This is a genomic window from Empedobacter sp. R750, assembly GCF_030324345.1.
Classification (GTDB): domain Bacteria; phylum Bacteroidota; class Bacteroidia; order Flavobacteriales; family Weeksellaceae; genus Empedobacter; species Empedobacter falsenii_C.
This window is the reverse complement of the sequence record NZ_JACAGF010000001.1, coordinates 374,851-400,435: the sequence shown is the minus strand read 5'-3', so window position 1 is coordinate 400,435 and position 25,585 is coordinate 374,851. Positions and strand designations below refer to the sequence as shown.

Here is a 25,585-nt window from a genome sequence, read left to right as displayed (position 1 = left end):
CATGAAACAAAAACAATATACATCAACTATTTTGATGGTTGAGCCAACAGCTTTTTATTACAATCCAGAAACGGCTGTTAATAATTATTTCCAAACGGAAACAACAGATTCTCAAGAAGATATTCAGAAAGAAGCGTTAGAAGAATTTCAAGGAATGGTTTCTGCTTTGCGTTCAAAAGGTGTAAATGTTATCACGATCAAAGATACTGCTTCGCCACATACGCCAGATTCTATTTTTCCGAACAATTGGATTTCTTTTCACGATAACGGAAATGTAGTGTTGTATCCGATGTTTGCAAAAAACAGGAGAGAAGAGCGTCGTGAGGAAGATGTATTGAGTTTGTTGGAAGAAAAAGGTTTTCATATAGATGATGTAATTGACTTTACATCGGCAGAAGAAGACGAAATTTTCTTGGAAGGAACAGGAAGTATTATTCTTGATCGTGAACATGAACTGGCTTATGCATGTATTTCTCAACGAACTGACGAAGATTTATTGATTGAATTTTGTGAGGAATTAGAATATACACCAGTTATTTTTCATGCGAATCAAACTGTAAATGGAGAACGTAAACCGATTTATCACACCAATGTAATGATGTGTATTGCAGATAAATATGCGATTATTTGTTTAGATTCTATCGATGATAAAAAAGAAAAGAAAGCGGTTTGTGAGTACTTATTAGAAGCTGGAAAAGAAATTATTGCAATTACAGAAGCGCAAATGCATCAATTTGCTGGAAATATGTTGCAAGTAGGTGGTTTAGGACAATCATATTTGGTGATGTCGCAAACGGCTTATAATTCGCTTAATCAAGAACAAATTTCTAAAATTGAGGCTTATAACCCAATTTTACCTGTTAAGATAGATTTGATTGAAAAATTAGGTGGAGGAAGTGCCCGTTGTATGATGGCGGAAGTTTTCTTACCAAAGAAATAAAAAATACACAAAAGGCTACAAATTTCGTAGCCTTTTTTAGTTATACTCTGTCAAGTGTTTCCAAAAACGTTTGGGCATCATTTGGATTTGTAACTTCGAATTTTTCCTTGCTTCGATTGTTGTCGAATTAAAATAAGATTTCCACAATTCTTGGTACAAATTTTCATTTACATCAATGTATTCAGTTAGAGCAGTTGAAGATTTTGGTGTAAAATTTAATTGTATTTGTTGAACATTTCCAGAAGATTTTTCATAATAAATTCCATATTTTCGAATCGTGTCGTAAATAATCCAATTCTGGTCAGCATATCTTTTTCTGAAATGATTAATAATTAAAGGTAAAACATTATATTTTGGATCAGTTTTCGCAAAAAATAAATCTTGATTAATCTTTTCAAAACGGATAAATGCTTCATGATGATGCTTTTCTCGATGAACTGATCGATACATTTTCATGACATAAAAAACATAATCATTTCCATAATTTAATTGAACTGCAGCTGTTTCATTTATGATTAAACAACAATAATAAAACAGCTTTTCGTAGGCTTCAGCTTCTTCTGACAAGAAAACAGCTTGTATAGCTTTGTAACTGGTTTTATTTAGTTTGTCTTTTAGTTTTTTATGTACTCTTTTTGCTTTTGTTTCATCTGTAATCACAGTATAAACTTCATCAAACATCGATGGTAAAAAATCTCTTTCAGAAACTACTTTTATTTGCTTCGGTTTTCTAACATAATAATCAAAAATCAGCGTTAAAAAACCTTCAAAACTATTATCAAAAACATAAATTTCCATTAGTCAAAAAGATTTAATTGATTTGGCTGATTTTTAAGATATTTACTTTTACTAAAACTCAAAATTCTATTTTTAATTTGCGAACCAAGCAAATCTTTTTGTTGAAATTGATCATCTGCACACGTCATGAAAAATTTTGCTCTATTGTAAGCAATTCCAAGACGTTTTAATTGATAAGAATAGATTTTCCCAAACTTTCGAGCGGTAACAATTTTCTTCGCAGATTGAACACCAATTCCCGGAATTCGTAGAATTAAATGATAATCGGCTGTATTAATATCAATCGGATAAAGATGTAAATTTCGTAAAGCATAGCTCAATTTTGGATCAATATCAGTATCCAAATGAGGATTTTGTTGATTAAGAATCTCCGTTACATCAAATTGATAAAAACGCATTAACCAATCTGTTTGATACAGTCTATTCTCTCGTAACAAAGGTGGTTGAGTTCCGATAGACGGCAACATATTATCATTGTGATTGATTGGAATAAAACCTGAATAATACACACGTTTTAACTGGAAATCATTGTAATATTGATTTGCTGTATACATAATTTGCATATCATTTTCGGGCGTTGCACCAATTACCATTTGTGTAGATTGCCCAGCAGGAACAAAGGTTGGAGTAGATTTGATTAATTTTCGTTCAGCATTAAACTCAACTCGTTGTTGATGAATAAATCCTAAAGGTTTTTTTACATCTTCGTGTGATTTTTCTGGTGCAACTAATTTAAGTCCTTCTTCTGTTGGCATTTCGAGATTTATGGACATTCGATCAGCATATAAACCAGCTTCTTTCAATAATTCATCACTCGCTCCAGGAATCGTTTTGAGATGAATATATCCATTAAAATTCTCTTCAAGACGTAACTTTTTCGCAATCAAAAGCAAGCGTTCCATCGTGAAATCAGTATTTTTGAAAATTCCAGAACTTAAGAATAAACCTTCAATATAATTTCGACGATAAAAATTAATCGTTAAATCAACCACTTCTTGCACTGTAAAAGCAGCACGTTTTACATCATTACTTTTTCGAGAAACGCAAAAAGCACAATCATAAATACAATGATTCGTCAATAGAATTTTGAGTAAAGAAACGCATCGACCATCTTCTGTAAACGAATGGCAAATCCCCGACATAGATGCATTTCCTAAGCCTTTGTTTTGGTTTTGTCTTTTACTTCCGCTCGATGAACACGAAACATCATACTTCGCTGCATCTGCTAAGATGCTCAACTTTTCATTAATTCGATCAAAATTCATTCTACTTTGCTTTAAGCAAAATGAATTCTTTTAAAAGTCAAACAATGTCGCTGAAAAAAGTTTAACAAAAAAATTAATCATATTCTAAATTGATTAAAAGTTCAGTCTTTAATCGGCTGATAAAATTACAATCTAATTCAGCAAGAAGAATATCAATTAGTTGAGATAAAAAATCGCGATGAATATAATTAAATACAAAGGTTTTTTCATTGGTCATAAAATAAAAATCAAAATGACTAAAATAACCAGAAATTGATTTAATCTCTAATGTTGGAAGCTCTTCGGGCTGAAAAAAATCACTTAATTTTGAGCGATAATTATGTATTTTCTTGATAGAATTTGAAGTAGAATCAACATATTCTATATTCAAATCTTCAATTTCATCTGAATAAAATTGAAATAAAAATTCGTTTTTAGGATAATCATTTATGTACAAATTGAAACGATTATCTTTTTGGTATAACTGAAAAAGTCGATTAAATTCTTGCACATTATTGATCATAATAGATGAAGTTAAATGATTGATTTGAATAAATTTAATGACATTTAGTTAAATAATCAAATAAAAAAGAGCCAAATTAGCTTGGCTCTTGTATTTTTAGTAACGTACTGTTCTTGTTGTATTTGAAATTGGTTGATCGATATCTTTGGCGTATTGTGTGCGTTTTGTCCAATTTTTGTGATTATCATATTGATATTTAATCGTCGAAATATTCTTTACTTTTCCTGTTTCATCAAGCACTGTTTCTTCGATAATATTATTGTTTTCATCAAATTTTCGAACATATTTATTGACTTGTTTATTGTCTTTGTCTACATAAGTTTCCTCTATTGGATTGCCTTTTGCGTCATTTTTATAATTCAACGTATAAGTTCCTTGATTATATTTCACCAATGTTTTGACTAAAAATCCATTTTGATATTGAAACGTTTTCTCGATAAAAACATCCGAATCTTCCAATAAATTAGTTTCTCTTTCGTAAGTTACATTCTGATTTTGATCTAATTTATATTCCGTTTTAGAAACATTGACATCATTTTCGCTTTTCGTCACGATATAACCATCTGTTGTATATTCGTAATCAAAATTGAAAACTAAACTTTCGTCATTGTTTTTCATTTCTCTCGAAATCAATTTATTTGATTCATTGTAATTAAATGTTTCAGCAAAAGTTTTATTTCCAGCTTCATCAAAATAATCACGTTTTGTTGGATTTCCATCTTTATTATACGTTGATTTTGTGTAATATTCGGTTTCATAACCTTCGATAAACTTCATGCGAATACGTGCTTTTTGCATCGATTCTTCAATAAAAGTTGGATTTCCTAAAACATCATTTTGCTGTAATTCAGATTTTTGAGCAAATGCAAAACCTGAAAATAATATCGTAATTAAAGCAATGTTTTTTAACATATGTTGTATTTTTTTATTCTTGAATAGAAAGATTAACCAAAATTAATCCAAAAATGTAGATTTCTTGATCTATTTAAAGGTGAACGTAAAAACTAGAACTTATATTTGAAAAAAATTAAAAAAAATGAGCACAAAATTTAAACTTTTAGGAAATCAACCTGCATTTATCGATTTATCATTGTTATTAGTACGTTTAGCTGCTGGTGGATTTATGTTTACACACGGATTCGGAAAATTACAAAAATTAGTCAATGGTAATTTTGAATTTGGTGATCCAATTAGACTTGGACCAGAAGTATCTTTGGGTTTAACGGTTTTTGCAGAAATTCTTTGTGCTTCTTTAGTTTTAGTTGGATTATTTACTCGTTTAGCAGTGATTCCACTAATCATTACAATGTTAGTTGCGGTATTTATCGTACATGCGGATCATGATTTTGGTAAAAAAGAATTGGGATTATTCTATTTAATCAATTATTTAGTTATATTTTTATCAGGCGCAGGAAAATATTCTTTAGACAAATTGATCCTTAAAAAATGATAAAAACATTAACCTATAGCTTATTGATTTGTTCTTCTGCATTATTTGCTCAATCAAAAAATATGAAAAACATTGTTTATACGCCATTAACAAAGGCAGAAACGACATTAATAAAAGAAAAGAATTCCTATGATCCTTTTCGTGTTTTATTAACGACTTCGGATGCAGATACAAAAATCTTAAAATCAATTTCTATTGATATTGATCCAAAAGATCCGTTAATCAAATTATTGGCCGATCGTATGTATGCGACTGTACAAGATGAGGCGAGTAAAGGTGTTGGAATTGCTGCTCCGCAAATTGGGATTAATCGCAACGCGGTTTGGGTGCAACGTTTTGATAAAGAAGGCGAACCTTTTGAGTTTATTATCAATCCAAAAATTACTTGGTATTCGGACATTGTTCGTCACGGTCGTGAAGGTTGTTTATCTATTCCTGATATTTTCGGAAAAGTGTATAGAAGCTTGGTTCTTCGATTGGAGTATTATGATTTGGATGGAAATTTTCATGATGAAACGGTAGAAGGTTTTACAGCGGTTATTTTTCAGCACGAATACGATCATTTAACAGGAACGTTATTTACGGATCGAATGAAAGAGCAAGAAAAGCTAAATTATGTGAAAGCAGAAGTAATGAACGATGTTTTTTACTTGAAAAAGACTGGTTCTTTTATAGATGACGACGATGATGAAGATTAAAAATTTCTTAAAACGTAGAAATTATTATGCTTGGCATAGTTTTTAGTTTAATTTTGCGAAAAACTTATTTAGAAAATTGTTAGCATACACTACATATAATCATCCAACGAGTACAGAATGGGTTACTTTTGTTCATGGAGCAGGAGGAAGTTCTACGATTTGGTTCAAGCAATTGCGTGAATTTCGCAAACATTTTAATGTTTTGTTAATGGATTTGAGAGGACACGGACGTTCTAAGAAAAACTTGAAAGCGCTTTTCGAAAAACGTTATACTTTCAAATCAGTTTCAAAAGATGTAATTGATGTTTTAGATCATTTAAATATTGATAAAACGCATTTTGTTGGGATGTCTTTAGGAACGATTGTAATTCGACAATTGGCAGAAGATTATTCGGAGCGATTCAAATCAATGGTGATGGGAGGCGCTATTATGAAAATTAATTTCCAATGTCAATTTTTGATTAATGTTGGAAATACGTTCAAACATATGTTGCCTTATTTGATCTTGTATCGAATTTTTGCTTTCGCTATCATGCCAAAAAATACGCACAAAGAATCAAGGTTATTATTTATCAATGAAGCGAAAAAATTGTATCAAAAAGAATTTTTGAAATGGTTCAAACTTACTGCGGATGTCAATCCGTTGCTAAAATGGTTTCGAAAAGTTGAATTGAATATTCCGACTTTATATGTGATGGGAGCAGAAGATCATATGTTTTTGCCTTCGATTCAGGAATTAACAAAAGCGCATACTAAACATTCAGAATTGATTGTTATCGATGATTGTGGGCATGTTGTCAATGTCGATCAACCACAAATTTTCAACGATAAAGTAATTGAATATATTCATCGAGTTAAATAAAAAATACTAAAAAAAGCTTCCTAATTGGAAGCTTTTTTTAGTCTATATATTGTTGTATAAAATTATATCCTAAATCGTAATAATGTTTTTGATTATTTTCAAAAGTTAATTCAAATTGTTGACCATTTCCTTTTATACTAAGTAATTTACAAGGATTAATTTCTCCTAATTCTCCACCAAAATAATAGTAATAAAATTGTATTTTATAGGTTTGTTGATTTTTTATTGATATTTTATTTGAAGGATGCTTCATTAATTCTGTCCAAAATAAGAAAGTTTGTGCTTTGCTTAATTGTTTTCCATTAATATTGATTAAACTGAGTAGTGGGAAGTATTCAGATTCATGGTATTTCTTTTTATTATTCATTAAAGAACCTGAATAAGTAAGAGCTAATTCTAAACTCGAATAAGAAGGATTCATTGGATAAGCATAAACACGTATCGATTTTATAATTTTATCCTTCTTTATGACAAGTAACAAATCTTCTGATTGATCTGTAATTTGTTCTTCATAATTATCTTTTAATGAAAGTAATTCTGCGTCATTAATTTTCTGCTCTAAAAATTGATGAAATTTTTTATCTAATTTACCTTCAAAAACGCCCTTTTTTCCATTAAAAGCTTCATTAGCGCTAATAATAGTTCCATTTTTTTGAATAGCGATATTTATTATACTACAACTTCCATAACAACCACTTGTCGTATAAATAATTTGATCATAATCTAATGGAGTTTTGGTATTATTATCTCTTCTTCCAAGTGTATCAAGACTCGAATCATTATTATATTTGATAACCATTTCTTCTTTATTTATTGATAAAATTTTAAAAAATGGTTTTGGTCTATTGATAGAATCAAAATAATGAACAGTTGAATCTCTTACATAGAATTTGATTGAATTACCTAAAAATTTAGTAGGTATAAATTTTTTATGCTCTCGAATTCCATAAGTTTCATAGATACCATCATAATATCCTTTATTATTATATATTGAATCCTGATCGAATTTATAAATAACTGGATCTAAAACTGCCATTTTAGTTGACCAGACACCTTGTATTTGTTCTAATAGTTTATTGTCAGCTTCGGAATTATTTTTACAAGAATTAAAAGATAATATAAGTATAAAAAAATAGATGTATTTCATAAATAATATATTGAATTAAGATACAATATATTATTTATGAAAAAAAGCTCCCTAATTGGAAGCTTTTCTATTTATTTTGATCTTTTTTCTAACAAATCTGGGCGACGTTCTTTTGTACGTTCAATTGCTTGTTCATGCAGCCATTCTTCAATTTTAGGAAAGTTACCCGAAAGTAAAACATCCGGAACTTTAAGACCTTTATATTCGGCTGGACGCGTATAAATTGGTGGCGCCAACAAATCATCTTGAAACGAGTCTGAAAGGGCAGAAGTCTCATCACCAATTACACCAGGTAACAATCTAATAATAGAATCAGCCAAAATAATTGCACCAAATTCTCCTCCCGAAAGCACATAATCGCCAATCGAAATTTCTCTTGTAACATACATATCTCGAATACGTTGATCGATTCCCTTGTAATGTCCGCAAATCATCATAAGATTTCCTTTCAATGACAAATCATTCGCAATTGTTTGATTCAACGTTTCACCATCTGGAGTCAAATAAATAATTTCATCATAAGTGCGTTCATCTTTCAATTTCGAAATCATTTTGTCCAAAGGCTCGCACATAATCACCATTCCAGAAGTTCCTCCGTACGGATAATCATCTACATGACGATAACGTCCTTTTCCAAAATCTCTCAAATCGTGAACATGAATTTCAGCTAAACCTTTGTCTTGCGCGCGTTTCATAATCGAGGCAGAAAATGGACTAACTAATAATTCGGGTAAAACTGTGATAATATCTATTCGCATGCTGCAAAGATATTTGTTTAGCTACGTTTGCGCAAGTTTAAATCTATTTTTTGAATTTGATTGTTTTAATAGAATTTATAAATTCTTCTTGTGACTTTTCATCTAAATTGTAACCAATAAAATTAAATTTTGAAGTTGAATTTTTAATAGTATCCATATAAACTGCAATTAATTTATGATGATTTGATTGTATAAGTTTTGCTTTTTGATGATCAATAACAATATAAGAAATCTGATATTCTGATTGTACGATAGAATCAATATTAGTTTTGTGAAGTTTATTGATATATAACTCAGAGATTTTTTCCAATTCTAAATCAGGATTATTATTTAAAATAATTGTAAAAATACTATCTGCAATTTTAGCATTAATATCAAAATCTCCGCCTGCAAGTCTGCCATAATCATAATCTAAGGTATCATTATTTGGTGTAATAATTCTTCCAACTTCAGTATCAATTCCGCCTAATTTCACTTTTTTCCAATCTTTCGGAATTTCCATAGAGAAACTTCTAAATTGAATCGTTTTATAATTCTTTTTATTGCAAGAAATTAATCCAAAAAATATAATGAATGATAAATATTTTAACTGATTATTCAAATGATTGATTTTCTTTTAAAATTAATAAATATAATTGATATTATTCATTAGCCTTATTCAAATGAAATCGAGTAAATTTGTCTAAAATTTTAATCAAATGTTTTTATATAACAGACATAGACGACTACGCAAAAATGAATCAATTCGTAGTATGATTCGCGAAAATCATTTGTCACCAAACGATTTTATTTTACCAATTTTTATGGCTGAAGGAGAAGGTGTGAAAGAAGAAATTGCTGCAATGCCAGGTATTTACCGCCAATCTCTTGACAATACTGTAAAAGAAGTAAAAGAAATTTGGGATTTAGGTATAAAATCAGTTAACATATATTGTAAAGTTAGTGATAACTTAAAAGATAATACAGGTAAAGAGGCTTGGAATCCAAACGGATTGATGCAAAATACAATCAAAGCAATTAAAGATGCAGTTCCAGAAATGATTGTAATGCCTGATGTTGCCTTAGATCCATATTCAATTTATGGTCACGACGGAATCATCAAAAATGGAGAAGTTATTAATGATGAAACTGTTGACGCTTTGGTAAAAATGACGTTGTCTCATGCAGAAGCTGGTGCAGATTTTGTTGCGCCTTCTGATATGATGGATGGTCGAATAGGAGCGATGCGTGCTGCGTTGGAGGAAAACGGTTTTCATAATGTAGGAATCATGACGTATGCTGCGAAATATGCATCATCTTTTTATGGACCTTTCCGTACAGCCTTAGATTCTGCGCCAGTTGATTCTCAAGAAATTCCGAAAGATAAAAAAACCTATCAAATGGATTACCATAATTCGCAAGAAGCGTTGCGCGAAGCAATTGCAGATGTAGAAGAAGGTGCAGATATTTTGATGGTAAAACCAGGAATGGCTTATTTAGATATTGTGAAATTAGTGAAAGATAATTTACAAGTTCCGGTTTCTGTTTATCAGGTTTCAGGTGAATATGCGATGATAAAAGCTGCTGTAGAAAAAGGTTGGTTAGATAATGATAAAGTTATTTTAGAATCTTTAACTTGTTTCAAAAGAGCAGGATCTGACCTAATTTCAACTTACTTTGCAAAAGAAGCTGCAAGATTATTGAATGATCAATAAATCAGTTCAAAAAAGAAATAAAAAAATCCACTTCGTTTGAAGTGGATTTTTTATGTTTTAAAGCGAATAATTAACCATTTTCGCTGTAAATTGTTGTTTTTCTAATGTAGATAGAAAATATTTTTGTTCAGCTTCAGCTTGTTCTTTTTTCTGATAATTCTTTTCGTAACCCGTTTGAATTTCTTTTAAAGAACCAATCGTTCCATTTTTCAATAAATAATTCTGAAACTTTGTATATCTATCTGCCAATTTGGCGTAGATATCTTTGTTATCGATGTTTGCTTCATAAACATCTGTCACATAAACTTCATTATCTTGTCCATAAGCGATGGAAAAAAAATAATAAGTTTGGTTATTCTTTGTTTGACTGAAAACCACCCCAGTAACAAAGAATAAAAATAGTACTAAACCTTTTTTCATTCAACCAAAATTTGAGTTGGCAATTTAAACATTATTAATCAATTGTATACCTTGTTGTGTGAATTTATATTATTCGGTATAATTTTTTTATATTTGTGTCCTAAAATTGACTCAAAATGTTTCAAAATCTTCAGGATAAATTAGATAAAGCATTACATACCTTAAAAGGAAAAGGACAAATTACAGAAATTAACGTTGCAGAAACCGTAAAAGAGGTGCGTAGAGCCCTTGTTGATGCCGATGTTAGTTATAAAGTTGCAAAAGATTTTACAAATACGGTAAAAGAAAAGGCTTTAGGTGAAAACGTAATTACGTCGCTTAATCCTGGACAATTAATGGTAAAAATTGTTCATGATGAATTAGCAAAATTAATGGGAGGTGAGGTTACTGAACTGAAAGTAGACGATAATCCGACAATTATTTTGATTGCTGGTTTACAAGGTTCTGGTAAAACAACTTTTTCTGGTAAATTAGCTAATTTCCTAAAAACTAAGAAAAACAAAAAAGTATTATTAGTTGCTGGTGATGTTTATCGTCCAGCTGCCATCAATCAGTTACAAGTTTTAGGAGAGCAAATTGGTGTAGATGTTTATGCTGATTTAGAAAACAAAAATCCTGTAGAAATTGCTCAATCAGCGATTGTACAAGCAAAACAAAATGGAAATAATGTAATTATTGTCGATACAGCTGGTCGTTTGGCGATTGATGAGCAAATGATGGATGAAATTCGTCGCGTTCACCAAACAGTTAATCCTACCGAAACTTTATTTGTTGTAGACTCTATGACAGGTCAAGATGCGGTGAATACTGCAAAAGCTTTCAATGAAGTATTGAATTATAATGGAGTTGTTTTAACAAAATTAGATGGTGATACACGTGGTGGAGCTGCATTAACGATTAGAACGGTTGTTGACAAGCCAATCAAATTTATTTCTACTGGTGAGAAAATGGAAGCTTTAGATGTTTTCTATCCAGAACGTATGGCAGATCGTATTTTGGGAATGGGTGACGTTGTTTCGTTAGTAGAGCGTGCTCAAGAACAATTTGACGAAGAAGAAGCAAAACGTTTACAAAAGAAAATTGCCAAAAATAGCTTCGATTTTGATGATTTCTTAAAACAAATTCAGCAAATCAAACGTATGGGTAATATGAAAGATTTGGTTGGAATGATTCCTGGTGCTGGAAAAGCGTTGAAAGATGTAGATATTGACGACAATGCTTTTAAAGGTGTTGAAGCGATTATTCACTCAATGACGAAAAAAGAGCGTCAAAATCCAAATATTATCGATAATTCTCGTAAGAAAAGAATTGCAGCTGGTTCTGGAACATCTTTACAAGAAGTGAATCAATTATTGAAACAATTCTCTGAAATGGGTAAAATGATGAAATTTATGAATTCTGCAAATGGTAAAAAGATGATGGAAACAATGTCTAAAAATATGCCAGCAGGTGGATTCCCAGGAATGCCAAAAATGTAATAACAATTATATATAACTAAAAACCTCCAAATTATTGGAGGTTTTTTTATAGATTTTATTTTTGCTTCGTAAACGTTAAGTTTGAACCATCAACGTAGGATTGATCCAAAATCAAAGTCGTAGATGTATGAGTCGAAAGCTGTTATAAAAAGTAAGATAAAATGTTTCATACATCTATTTATTTGTTAATTATAAATTTAAATAAAAAACGTTTAACTAAACATTAAATATAAAAGTTAGTGGTATAAGGTTATTCAATTTAACATAATATATATTATAACATTATTATTTCTATGAAATATTAATGTTAATAATCTTTATTATGTTAAATAAGAAAATTAAAGAATCTCCTAGACAGATATTTTTTATAGAGTTTAGATATCCTTTTTGGAATATCCATATGTTCTAATTATTCTAGATTAAATAATCTAAAATTTGAATGTTCTTTGCTTATTATAATTTCATTGTACCGGTTACAATAAATATAGTTTTATTTGGAGCAACCTCAAAAACCCAAGAATTAACAATTTTTGAAACTTTACACTTTATATTTAATTCTTCATAAATTTCACGTTCAAGAGTTTCTTCTGGCAATTCATTTGGTTATAATCTTCCTCCAGATAATTCCCATTCATTTCGATTATTCTTTATCAATAAATATTTACCATTTATTCTGATTATCCCTTTTATAGATATACATTCTTCTTTCTCTAAAATCGATAAATTCAATCACTTTCTATTTAACATAATCTATGACCTAATAACATTGCTTCTTTTGATTAATATTTAATGTTTTATTAAAATATGATTTTTGTTCTATTGCTATTTAGATTAGTTTAAAATAAATTTGCAACACAATTTTCTTATTGATGAAAAAAGGTTTATTAGCGCTCTCACTATTGGGTACATTTAGTTTTGTAAATGCCCAACGAATTTTAACTGGTACTGTGACGGATGAAAATGGTCAAAAATTATCTAATGTTCAGGTTCAGGATCCTCAAACCAAACGATGGACACAAACAAATTCGGACGGTTTTTTTACAATAGAATTAACGAACGAGAATACTAATTTGTCTTTTTCTCAAAAAGGAAAAGAAACACAAGAAATTGTTGTAGACTCTTCAGAAAATAATGTTTCGATTGTCTTATACAATCAAACTTTACGTTTGGAACAAGTTGATATTTTCCCGAAAAAGAAAAAGGAATATTCAGAAATTACGCTTGGTAAAGAAGCAATAGAAAATGTGCAAGCGTTTTCGTTAAACGAAGTTTTGCAACAATTACCAGGACAAGTTACAATGGATTTTAACAACAACGAATTCAAAAATGTTGTTTTTAGAACTGCGATTTCTTCAAATAATTTGGGATTATCAGGAAGTTTGTCAAGTAATACAAATAGTGATCGCAAAGATTATTTTCAGAATAAAGCGTTTGGGACGTCGATTGTAGTCAATGATATTCCAATTTCAAACAATGAAAATATGCAAGCGTTTACCTCTTTAAATGGTGGTGGTTTCAATGATTTTAACAATCCAAGCTATGGTGTCGATTTGCGTCAAATTACAACGGCTAATATCGATGAAGTAAAAATTATTCAAGGAATTGCTCCTGCAAAATATGGTGATTTAACTTCAGGACTAATCATTATCAATTCTAAAGTTGGTTCAACTCCCCTACGCGCTTCTATTTCGATGTTAGATGCGACAACAGAATATAATATATCAAAAGGTTTCAAGCTTAATGATAGAAATTTCTTGAGTTTGTCGGGGAATTATTTGGCTTCTAATGAAGATGTTCGCGATAATTTGAAATCCTATAATCGTATTACAACAAATGCTGCGTGGAAATCATCGAACAAAATCAATACATTGGTTAATACTTTAGAAGGAAGTTTTGCAATCAATAATGATAAAATAAAATATGATCCAGATGATATTTCGGATCCTAAAATAAAGAATGATAAGTTCACGATTCGATTATCTAATAATCTGAAATGGAACTTGAAAAAAGATTGGATTGATGCTTTAAATGTTGACGCAAACATCAATTATGAGAAGCAAAATTCGAAAGAAGAACGTTGGAATAATGTCGCAACTGCTGCGGTCACAACTTCTACGGAAAATGGAATTTCGGATGCGATATTTTTACCAAATCAATATACATTTGTCAAAAATGTAGAAGGAATTCCGATGTCTACTTTCTTAAATATAGAAGGTGTAAAAAATTACGAATCTAAAAACAATTGGAACCATACTTTTTCTGTTGGTTTATCTTCTCGATCAAGCTCTAACAAAGGTCGCGGAACATATACGGACGAAAATACAACGCCTAATTATTATACATTAAGTGGAGCAAAAGGTGGTTTGGGTTATCGTGATTATAATTTCAAAAACACCAAAACGCAATGGCAATTGTCTGTTTATGCAGAAGATAGAATTGTGAAATTTGGCGAAAATGATAATGTTTTCAAGTTAGATTTAGGTTTTAGATTCGATAATCAATATGGAAATAACACATTTCAACCGCGTATAAATACATCTTACGCGTTCAATAAAGTGTTTAGAATTCGTGGTGGATACGGAATTGCTTCTAAAGCACCTTCGTTGAATCAACTATTTACGGGAGATCGAATTTACGATCGTTTGTTGGGAGACGGAATTTATTATGTCAATAATAAGCAATATGGCTGGATTGAAACGTTTCTTTTGGAAGGAAATAATTTAAATTTGAAACCAAGTAGATCTTACAATTCAGAAATAGGTTTTGATGTTAATTTGCCTTTCGGATCATTAAATGTAACAGGATATTATAATCAATTGAAAGATGGTATTTCAAAAGTTTATCATGCAACAACTTTAGAAGGTTCTACAATTAGTGTGGACACGTCTACTTCTACTCCAACCTATTCTGTAACTGGAAAAGAAGCTTATCAAATTATTTATAATACTTTAGAAAATAACTTAGAATCGACGGATAAAGGTATCGAAATGTTTATAAATTTTAACCGAATCAAATCTCTAAATTTAGATATTTCGGTGAATGGTTCGTACACAAAAACAACAAATAATAAGCCTGTTTATGAATATGAAGCTTCTACAAATGTTTTAGCAAAAGAAAAATATGCTGTCTATTATAATCCAAAATCGAATGATGAAGCTTTAATGTTTGGAACAAATTTTAATTATCATTTGAAAAAAGTTGGATTGATTTTATCTCTTCGTACAGAACATATTTTTATTCAAAATCATGATAAATACAACAATAGAAATCCAATAGGATATTTGGATGAAAATTCTGTTTATCATGCAATTCCTGTCGAAGATCAAGGAAATACAGATTTGTACGGACATTTGATTAAAGCGCCACAAAAAACATTAGCAGAATTACAAAATTCATTGCATAATTTCCATTTACGCATTTCGAAAGATTTCTTGAATGGATTCAAAGTATCTGTTTATACAACAAATGTTTTTGGTTTAAAACCTACTTATATCAACGATTCTGGAGAAAGAAGAGTCTCTAATATTGCAAAATTTTCATTGGGAGGTAAAATTGAATACACTTTCTAATTCTAAACAATTTCAAAAAAGATTATTATGTTAAAAAAATATATACTTCTCACTCCTATTTTAGCAAGTTTATTATTTAATTCTTGTTCTGATGATGATTTTGGAAATTCAGCGGTTCAACCCGTTACATTTACAACAAAGGTTACTTTTGATAGCGATTTTGATGCTTCAAAATTACCTGTAAATGCGAAAACAATTCTTAAAAATACGCAAACAGGAATGATATATGAAGCGGTTACTAACAGTAATGGTGAAGCGGTTTTTCCTCAACTAATTCCAGGAACATATTCAGCGAATGTTAGTTTTTCATTGACTCCAGCAGAGTTTGAAACTTTATTTGGATATGATGCAGGAACGGAAGATAATATTGAGTTTAATGGATCTGCGCAAAATGTGAGTGTAAATTCTTCAAATATTTCAATTGCTATAGAGTTGAATTCGGCTAAAATAATTGGTGGTTTAATTTTAAAACAAATCTATTACGGAGGTTCTGATATCAAAGAAGGCGCTTTGTTTAGAGATCAATTTATTGAGATTTACAACAATTCGAATGAAGTAATTTATGCAGATGGTTTAATTTTTGGGCAATTATTTGGTGCTAATACAGTCGAATCTCAATCATATTCTCAAGCAAATGGACAATTAGATTGGTCCAAAGGTGAAGGAAATACAAAAGGTGCTGAAGCGAATACGGGTTATGTGTATGTTGCGAATGCGGTTCGTATTCCAGGAAATGGAACGACTTATCCAGTTCAACCAGGTCAAAGTATTACAATTGCGCAAACGGCGATAAATCATAAAGGAAATTATACCGATGCAAATGGTAAAGTGATCGAAATTCTGAAACCAGAGTTAACGGTCGACTTATCAAATGCCGATTTTGAGGTAAATATGACGAGTTATTTAGGTTCTCAATATTCGTATGATATTCAAAATCCTGCTGTTCCAGATTTAGATATTGTGTGGTGGGCAAATGGAAATAAAGATTTATTGTTAGACAATTTAGGTCGTCAAGCTTATATTCTTTTTAGAGCTGATGAAAATGATATAAATGGTTTTGGTAAGGTGAGAAATCCATCAAATAAAACAACATATCAATATTTACAATTGCCGAATGATTTTATTTTAGATGCTGTAGAAACAACACAAGATATGGGAACTAAATTGGTTCCGAAAAAATTACAGAACAAACAAGATGCTGGTTATGCTTATTTAACAGCGGGTTCTTATACATCAACATCTATTATTCGTAAAACTCAAAAAACAATTAATGGTCGTATAATTTTGAAGGATACAAACAATTCCACAAACGATTTTGTAAACATCAAAGCTGAACCAAAGATTTTTGCGCAATAGAAATTAAAAAACATGAAATCAATTGATTTAACAACATACGATAACAAATTATTGAAAATTGTTTCTTTTGCGTGTTTACTTTTCGGAAGTACATCATTTGCACAAGAAAATGATTCGATAAAAGTAACTTCTAACGAAGCTGAACAAGTTGTAAAAGATTTGAATTGGCAATTACCCGTTGCAACACATTCTTTACCGATTAAAGATTATACACATACAGGGATTTATTTGAGTCATCAAAACAATCAATTTGCGCGTAAACAAACAGCCGAAGAAACAAATCGTTATGGTTTTTTGAGCGAAGGTTTGTACACAACTGAAAATGGTTTTAGAATTTTCGGAATGATAGATTTGCAGAAATTCAATGAAAAAAATCTATCATGGAATCTTTCTGATGAACGTACTGATGAGCAACAAGTGCTTTCTCCGCAATATTTCTACGTTCCGCGTGCAGCAGATTGGGATAATCAGCAATATTTGATTCGTGGTGGAGTTTCGAAAAATTTTGGAAACTTAACATTAGCTGCTAAAGCCGAATTGAATGTCAATAAAATGGCGCGTAAATTAGATCCTCGTCCAGAAATCAAAAACAATAAATTAGTTGGAGAAATTCAAGTTGGTTATGAAATTTTTGATGGACATCAAATTTTTGTATTAGGTGCATATGGTCGAAAAGACAAGGATTATAGCTTAAAGTATAAAGGAAGAAATCAAGATGTAGAAGAAAATTCAAGTACCTATTTGCGTTACATGGCAGGTTATGGTCGCGAAATTAATAATCCATTGAGAAATAAAATAGATAACGAAAAAACAATTTACGAATATTTTACACGAAATATCATTTCTAAAATCGGTGGTGGATATCAATTTAGTTCAGACAATACAAAGTTGATTTTAGGTTACAATTACCAAGAAAATCAACAGCGAATGTATGATAGCAAAACCAAAGAAGATAAGTTCTTTATCTATGTTTGGGATATCAACGAGCATTTTGCTTATGCGAATTTTATGACAAAATTTGATAACAATACAATCAATGCGCGTTTAGATTTTTCGAGAAAAGATGGCGAAAATTACGATGTTTCTATCGGTGGAATGAATTATCAAAATCGTTTACAAAATCTAAATTTAGATGTTAATTTAGCGAATCGTGATCTTACAAAAATGAATTATTTTCTTGGATTCAAAACAAGCTATAATCAGAACAAATATTACGATGCTTTAGCGATATATGACATGAAAATTAAATCGTTGGATGTTGGTATTTATGGAAATAAAGATTTGATGTTGAATAATAATTCGAAATTAAATGTCGGTTTAGCTTTTAATTATTATGCATTGTTAGATTCTTATTTTGATTATACAAAAATGACTGGAGTAAACGAAGATACTTTTTACAACAATGTTGCGGCTTATGATTATGCGTACAATACAACCAATCATTTTGATGCTTCAACGTCTATTCGTTACATTTTACCTGTAAAAAACAATAAAACAATCGAGTTGTATACGCAGTTAAAAGGTATATTTGCAACAAATAAGAGCAATTTTACCGAAATCAATACAGATAATACGTATTTAATGAATTTCGGAATTCAATTAAATTATTAGAATGAAGATGAAAAAAATGCTTCCAATCGTTGCATTTGGTGCGACTACTCTATTTTATGCGTTTAATAGTAACAAAATAATCGATCAAGGTTATACAGTTACCGAATTACGTGCATTGTATAGTAGCGGAGATCAGTCAAAATGGCCTAAACCAATTGTGGACGAAAGTGTTTTGAAAGATGGTTTTGAAGATATTGGTACATTAGGCGAAGTTCCTTTTCCTAAAGATAATCCGTATTCTAAAGAGAAAGCTGAGTTAGGAAAATCCTTATTTTTTGATCCTCGTTTATCAAATTCCAATCAAATTTCTTGTGCAAATTGCCACGATCCTGAGTTGAATTGGGGCGATGGTCGTCGTGTTCCTTATGGTGAAGATCGACAGTTGGGAGCGCGTAATTCGCCGAGTTTGATGAATGTTGCTTACTCAAAAGTAATGTTTTGGGATGGTCGTGCAAAAACATTGGAAGAACAAGCAGAATTTCCGATTCGTGATAAAAAAGAAATGAATCATCACATTGATTTTGCAACAAAACGAATTGCTGAAATTAATGGTTACAAAGAATTATTTAAAGCCGCTTTTGGTGACGAAAAAGTAACGAATGACCGTATTACAAAAGCAATTGCAACTTTTGAACGTACAATTTTATCTCCGAAAAATAGATTTGATAAATTTATTGCAGGAAAATCGGATGAATTAACTGATCAAGAAATTGAAGGTTTACATCTTTTCCGCACAAAAGCGCGTTGCATCAATTGTCACAATACAGCGTATTTTTCGGATAATAAATTTCATAATATTGGTTTGACATATTATGGTCGAGAATACGAAGATTTAGGTTTATACAATACAACTAAATTGGCTAAAAATGTTGGCGAATTCAAAACACCTTCATTGCGAGAAGTTCCTCAAAATGCACCTTATATGCACAACGGACTTTTCCCTACAATTCGTGGCGTAATCAATATGTACAATGCCGGAATGTTTCATTTTCAACCAAATGAGAAACAGAAAAATGATTCATTATTTCCGAAAACAACAGAGTTAGTTCAGAAATTGAATTTAACTGCTTCGGAAATGGATGCGTTAGAAGCTTTTTTGATGAGTTTGAAACAGAATCAATACAAAATGCGTCCACCGCAATTACCAAATAAATAACAAATTATAAATAGCAAAACGACTCAATAAATTGAGTCGTTTTTTATTTTGCTTTGAAATTTAAGGTTACAACTTAGCTAACTCTGTATTAATAAAATTCATTTCATCAGCAGAAATAGTAATATCCATTGCTTTGGCATTGGCAATCGCTTGTTCCGCATTTCTTGCGCCAGCTAAAACTACAGTAATGGCAGGTTGCAAACTCGTCCATCGTAAAACCAATTGCGAAAGTGTAGCATTCTTTTCATCAGCTATTGGCTTGATTGTATCCAAGAACGATTTTACTTTTTCCAAATCAAATTGTTGGAAATACCCGTTTCTATGATCGTTTTCTTTTAATTTTCCGTCTGTAAAGTATTTTCCAGTCAACAAACCTCTTTCCATCGGGCTGTACACAATAATTCCTAAATCTTGTTGCTGTGCAAATGGTACCAAATCATGCTCTATAGCGCGATTCAACATGCTGTAGCCAACTTGATTGCTGGCAATATTTAATGTTTTGCGAGCTTCTTCAACCTGATCGACAGAATAATTGCTCACACCTGCAGCACGAATTTTACCTTGTTGAATCAAAATTTCCAAGGCTTCCATTGTTTCTGAAATGGAGGTTGTCGTATCTGGCCAATGGATTTGCAATAAATCGATGTAGTCCGTTTGCAAGCGTTTTAAACTTTCTTCCACTTCCTTGATGATATTGGCTTTTGAAGCATATTTGTACACTGGAATTGCTTTTCCGTTTTCTTCTGCATCAAAGAAAAACTCACCTTTCCCTTGGTTACTTCCATCCCAAACTAAACCAAATTTAGTAAGCAATTGAATCTTCGTTCTATCATAACCTTTTATGGCTTCACCAATCATTTTTTCGCTCAATCCAAATCCATAAAAAGGGGCTGTATCTAAAGTTGTTACGCCGTTTTCAATAGAAGCTTGAACCGAAGCAATACTATCTTTCTGCTCGTTACCGCCCCACATATTTCCACCGATCGCAAAGGCTCCGTAAGTAATTGCTGATAATTCTAATTCTGTATTTCCTAATTTTCTGTATTCCATTTTTATAGTTTTTTTGTTAAATAAATCTGTGGCGTTTCTTGTAATTTTTCCGAAACAATCTTACCAAATTCTTGTATGTAGCTTTGTTGATTATGCAGATCCAAACCTTCTTGGTTTTCCCATATTTCATAAAAAACAAACTCGTTTTCCTCTGTTAAACCTTGGTGCAAATCATACAATAAACATGCTTTTTCCTTCTTTGTTTCTTGAACCATATTTTGCAAAACTGCTTGAACTTCTACCTTAAATTCAGGTTTTGACTTAATAATTGCTGTAATATATATGTTCATTTTTTACTTTGTTAAATTTTTAAATACCTCTTCTAAATGCGTCTTGTAAGCTTTTTCGTAAACGTCTACACGCTCTTGTGTTGCATTTTTTTCTAAATCATGAAAATGAAATCCGTTGATTCTTTCTAGTGCGGCAAACTGATTCATTTTATGAAAACCAAATAATACTCCTTCATCAACTGATTTTTGATCAAAAAACTCGCCCGTTAAGGTGAAAGCTGTTTCGGGAGCATTCCATGTGGTATTGACCATGTATTTTTTGCCATGCATCAAACCTCCAGTTCCGTAATTGATCTCTGGATTTTTACGTGAACGACCATCATTTTTATAAATCCCATTTTGATGTCCTGCTGTAAAAACTTCGTCAATGTAAAGCTTCATGCGATTTGGGACTTGAAACCACCAGATCGGAAAATGATAAATAATCACATCTGCCCATTTAAAATTCTCAACTTCAACAGAAGAATCAAACTCATCATTAATATTGGTTGTACGAAATTCGAACCCTTTTTCCTTAAAAAAAGCTACTGTCCAATTGTTTAAAGTTTCGTTGAAAGCTCCGCTTGAATGCGCGAATTTTTGTGCTCCATTTATAATAAATATATTCATTACTATCTTTTAATTATTGACAGTGCAAATTTCTAATCTAAATTTGTATTATAAAAATAATTTAAATTATACATTTGTATCATTATAATTATACAAAAGAAAATTATGTAATGGAATTTAGAATGGTTGAGAACGTTTAAAGCCATTTACGAAACAGGTACCTTATCTGCAGTTGAATTTAAATATTACTACGCAGCAAAATAAAATGATAATTTAATTAGCTACTAAAATTTTTAATTGATTTTGAATAAATACTTGACTCAAATTATTATTGAGTTCATTGTATTTTGATTGCAACACTTGATTTTTAGACGATTTGTAAACCGAAGCATCAACTTTATCAAACTTATATTTTATTTCTGTGGTTTCAAAAGATTGCTCAGAAGCTTTGACAATTTCAATTAAAGAATTCGTCAAATCTTCCAATAAATTCAGTTTTTTTAATTCAAGATTGACCAAATCATTTAAACGTTTTTCTTCTTTATTTTTTTGCGCTTCATTCAATTGCAATTCAATTTTTTTCAATTCACGTTGTTGCGCTGTATTTCCTCTCGAATAAATCGGAATAGAAAGATTCAAGCCAATGTATTGACTTTTATTGTCTTTTAATTGATTCCCAAACTGAAAATTTGTATCCGCTAAACTCTTAATTTTCTGCGCATAAAAAGTTCCGTACGAATAATTCAAAAATAAACTTGGTACATATTTCCCAAATAACTGCTTATATTCTTCATTGATTTTCTTTGTATTCAACTCAAATTTTTCAATAGATGGATAAGTTGAAAAATTGAATTCATTCTGATTTATTTCATCTAATAAAGGTTGTTGTAACGTCATATTTTCTGGTAAAATACTTCTAATATTCAACAATTGAATCAATTCAGTTTTACTTATAATTTCATCATGTTTAGATTTTTCTAAATCATTTTGATCTTGAAGTACGATAACTTGAATATCATAAAAATCACTTTTCGGACGCTTCCCTTCCTCTACTTCCTTTGAAATTCGAACAAATTGTATCTGAGAATTTTCCATTTGAGATTTCAAAACAATTCGCCATTCTTGCAAACCCAAAGCCGCCATATATTTTTCTAAAACTAACAAATCATATTGATTTTGAATTGTTTTTAATTCAAGTTTTTCTAATTCGATATTATAGTTTTGAATTGTTGTTTGATTTAATTTAGAGAAATCAAACAAATTAATTTGAGCATTAATTGACAAATTATCTGACTGAATATTAGAAGGTTCTCTTGTATTATTTGAAGGATCAATTGAGGATCCAAAATTATAAGCATGTGAAACGGAAGCATCAATAGTTGGTAAAAATTGCGAAGCAAAAGAACGTTTTGTTTTCACTTTCTGATCAATTTTTATCGACTGAATTTTAAAATCAGGTTGATTTTCTCTCCCTAAATTCAAACAATCTTCTAACGTTAGGTTTTGTGCTTTTCCCAAAAATGAGAAAAGCACAACCATTAATAAAAAATATTTAGCATTCATAAATAGAGAATTATTCGTATTTCAGGTAATTTAAACTATTGATTCGTGTAGCAGAATAAGCTTTTATTAAAACAACAATTAAGGTTAAACTCAATAATAAAACAAAAGCAAACACATAAATCCAGATTGAGATATCAATGCGATAAGCAAAGTTTTCTAACCATTTTTGCATCAAAAAATAACTTGGTAAAATTGCAAGTGCAAAACCTATAAATGCGAAATAGATATATTGTTTTGATAAAATTCGTAGTAAAGAAGACGTTTCAGCACCTAAAACTTTTCGAATGGCTATTTCTTTGTATTTACGTTCGATTGTGTAAGATGAAAGCGCGAATAATCCAAACAACGCAATTGTAATCACAATAACATTCAAGATCTTGAACATTTTTTCTTGTTTTGTATAATTTTCATACGAACGTGCAAACTGTTTGTCTACAAATTCATATTCGAAAGGATAATCTTGATCAACTTTGGCTTTCCAAAACTTCTCGATATTATCTATGGTCTGTTTATCAGTATCTATTTTAATCAAAACATCTTGCAAATTGTACGATAACCAATCAACAACTTTGAAATGGAAAAACATCATTGGTCGTATTTTATTTTGCGGTTCTCCTAAATTGAAATCTTTTGTTACACCAATAAGCTTCAATTTTTGTCCATTCCATTCAAATTCATCATTCAGTTTCAACGTTTCTCCAAAATATTTTTTTGCGGTTTCATTTATTAATACATTCGAAATTGTATCGGACGAAATCATTGGATTTAAATCTCTTCCTTCTTTTAATTGAATTTTCATCATATCCAAAAAACCAAAATCAATTCCCATATTATCTGTCACCAATTGTTTTTCTTTTACTCGAAAACTTGTATTAGACATAGCTCCAAGAGAACCAAACTTGAACGCAGTAGCATTTACAGCTTGTACACCTTTTATTTTTAGTAAATCTTGTTTGAAACTGTTATAAAAATCAAACTTTTTATCAGCTAAATCTTGTCTTTTAAATGGAATACTAATTACTTGATTACCTGAGAAACCTAAATCTTTTTTTGAAATGTAATTCATTTGTTGAATAACAAGAGTTCCTGCAACAATAAAGAATGTAGCAATTGAAAATTGTAAAATCAACATTCCATTTCGTAACCAAATTCCATTTTTACTTCTTGAAAAATTACCTTTTAAAACGTTCAGTTCTTTAAAATTTGAAACATAAATAGCAGGGAAAATTCCAGCAATAACAACTACGATAACAAAAATTACAATCAAATATGGAATAAACGAAGTAATATACAATTCTAAATTTTTGTCAATTAATTGATTATATGTAGGCAAAAAAACTTCAACAAAAGCTAATGCAACAATAAATGACAAAACTGTGGTTATTGTAGTTTCTATGATAAATTGTAAAACAATATTTCTTTTTGTAGCACCAACAACTTTTCTTATTCCTACTTCTTTCGCTCTTCTAATTGCTTGTGCAGTAGAAAGATTTATATAATTGATAATCGATAAGATCAAGATTAAATAAGATAACCCTAAATTGATTTGTAAGAATAGTTTATTCCCCATTCCTTCTGGCAATCGAGAAACTTTTGCATTTAATCTTGAGTCGTTTAATGATTGGAACTTTACAGTTACTGGTTCATAAATCTTTACAAATTCTTTTACAGGTATTCCTTCGTTTTTTGCATTTTTTAAAGTATTATTTTCATAAAAAAGTTGTGTTCCTAATTTTTCAACTTCTTCTTTATCAGCAGTATTTTTTAATTTGATAAATAATCCAGAACCATAATTTCCCCATTGATCTTTTGTATCTTCTAAACGTTTATAGATATTTGAAACAACCATTTTAGGTTGAAAACTAGTATACTTGTTTGTTTTAAAAACTCCATAAATAGGCATTTTTCTGCCATCAAAAGTTGTCAAAGTTTTTCCTACAGGATTTTCAGTGCCAAAAATTTTAGCTGCCTCTTTTTCTTCTATTGCAACACCATATCTATTTTTTCGAAAATTATCTACACTTCCTTTTACAAACTTGAATGGAATAAAATCAAAAAAATTCTGATCTGTACTAGTAATTCCAGTAACATAAACTTTTTTATTATCGACGTAAAAAGTTTCTTGTCCATACCAACCTTCAAACCAACAATAACTTTCTATCTTATCTGATTTTTCTTTTAAGTAACGAGGTAAAGGTTCAACACTTGTAGGCCAAGTTTCTCCACCTTTTTGAAATACAGTTAATGTTTCAAATACGCGATCAATATTCGGATTCCATTTATCGTAACTCGTTTCATCTTTCCAATATAAAGTCGAAAAAATAACACCAGCAATTCCGATAGCTAAACCAAGAATTGTAAGAAATGTAAACCCTTTGTTCTTGATCGTATTTCTTAAATATATTTTAAACCAATTTTTTAGCATCGAT

At 30.4% G+C, this 25,585-nt stretch carries 24 protein-coding genes; 10 read left to right on the top strand and 14 right to left on the bottom strand.

Annotated elements, in window-relative coordinates:
* The first annotated feature begins 1 nt into the window (after position 1).
* Positions 2 to 940, top strand: coding sequence for a citrulline utilization hydrolase CtlX (gene ctlX, locus HXZ74_RS02100; protein ID WP_038335795.1), 939 nt, complete (start codon positions 2 to 4; stop codon positions 938 to 940).
* A 36-nt stretch (positions 941 to 976) separates the two neighbouring features.
* Here the strand turns inward: ctlX and HXZ74_RS02095 are convergent, their stop codons facing one another.
* The 4 genes from HXZ74_RS02095 to HXZ74_RS02080 form a co-directional block, all read right to left on the bottom strand.
* Complete coding sequence (locus HXZ74_RS02095) at positions 977 to 1,738, bottom strand: TIGR03915 family putative DNA repair protein (protein WP_038335797.1); 762 nt, start codon at positions 1,736 to 1,738, stop codon at positions 977 to 979.
* A complete protein-coding gene (locus HXZ74_RS02090) occupies positions 1,738 to 3,003 on the bottom strand; it encodes a putative DNA modification/repair radical SAM protein (RefSeq protein ID WP_038335798.1) in 1,266 nt (421 codons plus the stop codon). Before HXZ74_RS02090 ends, HXZ74_RS02095 begins: the two co-directional genes overlap by 1 nt.
* Positions 3,004 to 3,076: 73 nt before the next feature.
* Positions 3,077 to 3,505, bottom strand: coding sequence for a hypothetical protein (locus tag HXZ74_RS02085; protein WP_115000237.1), 429 nt, complete (start codon positions 3,503 to 3,505; stop codon positions 3,077 to 3,079).
* A 96-nt stretch (positions 3,506 to 3,601) separates the two neighbouring features.
* Positions 3,602 to 4,417: a hypothetical protein gene (locus HXZ74_RS02080; RefSeq protein ID WP_125349378.1), complete on the bottom strand. Its 816-nt coding sequence runs from the start codon at positions 4,415 to 4,417 to the stop codon at positions 3,602 to 3,604.
* A 124-nt stretch (positions 4,418 to 4,541) separates the two neighbouring features.
* Here HXZ74_RS02080 and HXZ74_RS02075 point away from each other — a divergent pair, with 124 nt between their 5' ends.
* From HXZ74_RS02075 to HXZ74_RS02065, 3 genes are all read left to right on the top strand, one after another.
* Positions 4,542 to 4,955: a DoxX family protein gene (locus tag HXZ74_RS02075; protein WP_125349377.1), complete on the top strand. Its 414-nt coding sequence runs from the start codon at positions 4,542 to 4,544 to the stop codon at positions 4,953 to 4,955.
* Positions 4,952 to 5,653 carry a peptide deformylase gene (gene def, locus HXZ74_RS02070; RefSeq protein WP_280045609.1) on the top strand — a complete coding sequence of 234 codons (702 nt, stop codon included), beginning with the start codon at positions 4,952 to 4,954 and terminating at the stop codon, positions 5,651 to 5,653. The genes HXZ74_RS02075 and def overlap by 4 nt, the downstream gene beginning before the upstream one ends.
* Positions 5,654 to 5,729: 76 nt before the next feature.
* A complete protein-coding gene (locus tag HXZ74_RS02065; RefSeq protein WP_280061448.1) occupies positions 5,730 to 6,515 on the top strand; it encodes an alpha/beta fold hydrolase in 786 nt (261 codons plus the stop codon).
* 37 nt (positions 6,516 to 6,552) lie between these two features.
* Here HXZ74_RS02065 and HXZ74_RS02060 read toward each other — a convergent pair whose 3' ends face one another.
* From HXZ74_RS02060 to HXZ74_RS02050, 3 genes are all read right to left on the bottom strand, one after another.
* Positions 6,553 to 7,662 carry a DUF6438 domain-containing protein gene (locus tag HXZ74_RS02060; protein ID WP_181816299.1) on the bottom strand — a complete coding sequence of 370 codons (1,110 nt, stop codon included), beginning with the start codon at positions 7,660 to 7,662 and terminating at the stop codon, positions 6,553 to 6,555.
* 71 nt (positions 7,663 to 7,733) lie between these two features.
* Positions 7,734 to 8,420, bottom strand: coding sequence for a tRNA (guanosine(37)-N1)-methyltransferase TrmD (gene trmD / locus HXZ74_RS02055; RefSeq protein WP_115000229.1), 687 nt, complete (start codon positions 8,418 to 8,420; stop codon positions 7,734 to 7,736).
* Positions 8,421 to 8,463: 43 nt separating this feature from the next.
* Positions 8,464 to 9,021 (bottom strand): hypothetical protein, encoded by a 558-nt coding sequence (locus tag HXZ74_RS02050; protein ID WP_147279981.1) that lies wholly within the window; start codon positions 9,019 to 9,021, stop codon positions 8,464 to 8,466.
* A gap of 97 nt (positions 9,022 to 9,118) precedes the next feature.
* Between HXZ74_RS02050 and hemB the strand changes: the two genes are divergently transcribed.
* Positions 9,119 to 10,114, top strand: coding sequence for a porphobilinogen synthase (hemB, locus tag HXZ74_RS02045; protein ID WP_280035685.1), 996 nt, complete (start codon positions 9,119 to 9,121; stop codon positions 10,112 to 10,114).
* A 57-nt stretch (positions 10,115 to 10,171) separates the two neighbouring features.
* Here the strand turns inward: hemB and HXZ74_RS02040 are convergent, their stop codons facing one another.
* The gene (locus HXZ74_RS02040) at positions 10,172 to 10,534 is read right to left on the bottom strand and encodes a hypothetical protein (protein ID WP_115000226.1); all 363 of its coding nucleotides are present in this window, start codon (positions 10,532 to 10,534) and stop codon (positions 10,172 to 10,174) included.
* 116 nt (positions 10,535 to 10,650) lie between these two features.
* Here HXZ74_RS02040 and ffh point away from each other — a divergent pair, with 116 nt between their 5' ends.
* Complete coding sequence (gene ffh, locus HXZ74_RS02035; RefSeq protein ID WP_115000224.1) at positions 10,651 to 12,012, top strand: signal recognition particle protein; 1,362 nt, start codon at positions 10,651 to 10,653, stop codon at positions 12,010 to 12,012.
* A 453-nt stretch (positions 12,013 to 12,465) separates the two neighbouring features.
* On the opposite strand, the gene HXZ74_RS02030 is transcribed toward ffh, so the two are convergent.
* Entirely contained in the window at positions 12,466 to 12,606 is a 141-nt protein-coding gene (locus tag HXZ74_RS02030; RefSeq protein WP_181816309.1) for an NUDIX hydrolase, read from the bottom strand.
* Between the two features lie 275 nt (positions 12,607 to 12,881).
* Between HXZ74_RS02030 and HXZ74_RS02025 the strand changes: the two genes are divergently transcribed.
* Genes HXZ74_RS02025 through HXZ74_RS02010 form a run of 4 tightly spaced genes read left to right on the top strand, consistent with a single transcriptional unit; the run spans position 12,882 to position 19,704 of the window.
* A complete protein-coding gene (locus HXZ74_RS02025; protein WP_280061447.1) occupies positions 12,882 to 15,581 on the top strand; it encodes a TonB-dependent receptor in 2,700 nt (899 codons plus the stop codon).
* 27 nt (positions 15,582 to 15,608) lie between these two features.
* Entirely contained in the window at positions 15,609 to 16,937 is a 1,329-nt protein-coding gene (locus HXZ74_RS02020; protein ID WP_115000542.1) for a DUF4876 domain-containing protein, read from the top strand.
* Positions 16,938 to 16,949: 12 nt separating this feature from the next.
* On the top strand, positions 16,950 to 18,548 hold the full coding sequence (locus HXZ74_RS02015; protein WP_115000543.1) for a DUF6850 family outer membrane beta-barrel protein: 1,599 nt from the start codon (positions 16,950 to 16,952) through the stop codon (positions 18,546 to 18,548).
* A gap of 7 nt (positions 18,549 to 18,555) precedes the next feature.
* Entirely contained in the window at positions 18,556 to 19,704 is a 1,149-nt protein-coding gene (locus HXZ74_RS02010) for a cytochrome-c peroxidase (protein ID WP_038334456.1), read from the top strand.
* Positions 19,705 to 19,770: 66 nt separating this feature from the next.
* Here HXZ74_RS02010 and HXZ74_RS02005 read toward each other — a convergent pair whose 3' ends face one another.
* The 5 genes from HXZ74_RS02005 to HXZ74_RS01985 all read right to left on the bottom strand — a co-directional run bounded on the left by HXZ74_RS02005 (position 19,771) and on the right by HXZ74_RS01985 (position 25,581).
* Complete coding sequence (locus HXZ74_RS02005) at positions 19,771 to 20,754, bottom strand: aldo/keto reductase (protein ID WP_038334152.1); 984 nt, start codon at positions 20,752 to 20,754, stop codon at positions 19,771 to 19,773.
* 2 nt (positions 20,755 to 20,756) lie between these two features.
* Positions 20,757 to 21,044 carry a putative quinol monooxygenase gene (locus HXZ74_RS02000; protein WP_038334154.1) on the bottom strand — a complete coding sequence of 96 codons (288 nt, stop codon included), beginning with the start codon at positions 21,042 to 21,044 and terminating at the stop codon, positions 20,757 to 20,759.
* Positions 21,045 to 21,047: 3 nt separating this feature from the next.
* Positions 21,048 to 21,653 (bottom strand): NAD(P)H-dependent oxidoreductase, encoded by a 606-nt coding sequence (locus HXZ74_RS01995; protein ID WP_038334157.1) that lies wholly within the window; start codon positions 21,651 to 21,653, stop codon positions 21,048 to 21,050.
* A gap of 213 nt (positions 21,654 to 21,866) precedes the next feature.
* Positions 21,867 to 23,156, bottom strand: a complete 1,290-nt coding sequence (locus HXZ74_RS01990) for a TolC family protein (protein ID WP_286473599.1) — start codon at positions 23,154 to 23,156, stop codon at positions 21,867 to 21,869.
* Between the two features lie 10 nt (positions 23,157 to 23,166).
* Positions 23,167 to 25,581 carry an ABC transporter permease gene (locus HXZ74_RS01985; protein WP_280061445.1) on the bottom strand — a complete coding sequence of 805 codons (2,415 nt, stop codon included), beginning with the start codon at positions 25,579 to 25,581 and terminating at the stop codon, positions 23,167 to 23,169.
* Positions 25,582 to 25,585: the final 4 nt, after the last annotated feature.

Coding starts and splice junctions, on each gene's coding strand:
- HXZ74_RS02090 (WP_038335798.1), bottom strand. CDS start 3,003: ATGAATTTTGATCGAATTAATGAAAAGTTGAGCATCTTAGCAGATGCA.
- HXZ74_RS02085 (WP_115000237.1), bottom strand. CDS start 3,505: ATGATCAATAATGTGCAAGAATTTAATCGACTTTTTCAGTTATACCAA.
- HXZ74_RS02010 (WP_038334456.1), top strand. CDS start 18,556: ATGAAAAAAATGCTTCCAATCGTTGCATTTGGTGCGACTACTCTATTT.
- HXZ74_RS02000 (WP_038334154.1), bottom strand. CDS start 21,044: ATGAACATATATATTACAGCAATTATTAAGTCAAAACCTGAATTTAAG.
- hemB (WP_280035685.1), top strand. CDS start 9,119: ATGTTTTTATATAACAGACATAGACGACTACGCAAAAATGAATCAATT.
- ffh (WP_115000224.1), top strand. CDS start 10,651: ATGTTTCAAAATCTTCAGGATAAATTAGATAAAGCATTACATACCTTA.
- HXZ74_RS02020 (WP_115000542.1), top strand. CDS start 15,609: ATGTTAAAAAAATATATACTTCTCACTCCTATTTTAGCAAGTTTATTA.
- ctlX (WP_038335795.1), top strand. CDS start 2: ATGAAACAAAAACAATATACATCAACTATTTTGATGGTTGAGCCAACA.
- trmD (WP_115000229.1), bottom strand. CDS start 8,420: ATGCGAATAGATATTATCACAGTTTTACCCGAATTATTAGTTAGTCCA.
- HXZ74_RS02075 (WP_125349377.1), top strand. CDS start 4,542: ATGAGCACAAAATTTAAACTTTTAGGAAATCAACCTGCATTTATCGAT.
- HXZ74_RS01990 (WP_286473599.1), bottom strand. CDS start 23,156: ATGAATGCTAAATATTTTTTATTAATGGTTGTGCTTTTCTCATTTTTG.
- HXZ74_RS02095 (WP_038335797.1), bottom strand. CDS start 1,738: ATGGAAATTTATGTTTTTGATAATAGTTTTGAAGGTTTTTTAACGCTG.
- HXZ74_RS01985 (WP_280061445.1), bottom strand. CDS start 25,581: ATGCTAAAAAATTGGTTTAAAATATATTTAAGAAATACGATCAAGAAC.
- HXZ74_RS02005 (WP_038334152.1), bottom strand. CDS start 20,754: ATGGAATACAGAAAATTAGGAAATACAGAATTAGAATTATCAGCAATT.
- HXZ74_RS02040 (WP_115000226.1), bottom strand. CDS start 10,534: ATGAAAAAAGGTTTAGTACTATTTTTATTCTTTGTTACTGGGGTGGTT.
- def (WP_280045609.1), top strand. CDS start 4,952: ATGATAAAAACATTAACCTATAGCTTATTGATTTGTTCTTCTGCATTA.
- HXZ74_RS02025 (WP_280061447.1), top strand. CDS start 12,882: ATGAAAAAAGGTTTATTAGCGCTCTCACTATTGGGTACATTTAGTTTT.
- HXZ74_RS02015 (WP_115000543.1), top strand. CDS start 16,950: ATGAAATCAATTGATTTAACAACATACGATAACAAATTATTGAAAATT.
- HXZ74_RS01995 (WP_038334157.1), bottom strand. CDS start 21,653: ATGAATATATTTATTATAAATGGAGCACAAAAATTCGCGCATTCAAGC.
- HXZ74_RS02080 (WP_125349378.1), bottom strand. CDS start 4,417: ATGTTAAAAAACATTGCTTTAATTACGATATTATTTTCAGGTTTTGCA.
- HXZ74_RS02060 (WP_181816299.1), bottom strand. CDS start 7,662: ATGAAATACATCTATTTTTTTATACTTATATTATCTTTTAATTCTTGT.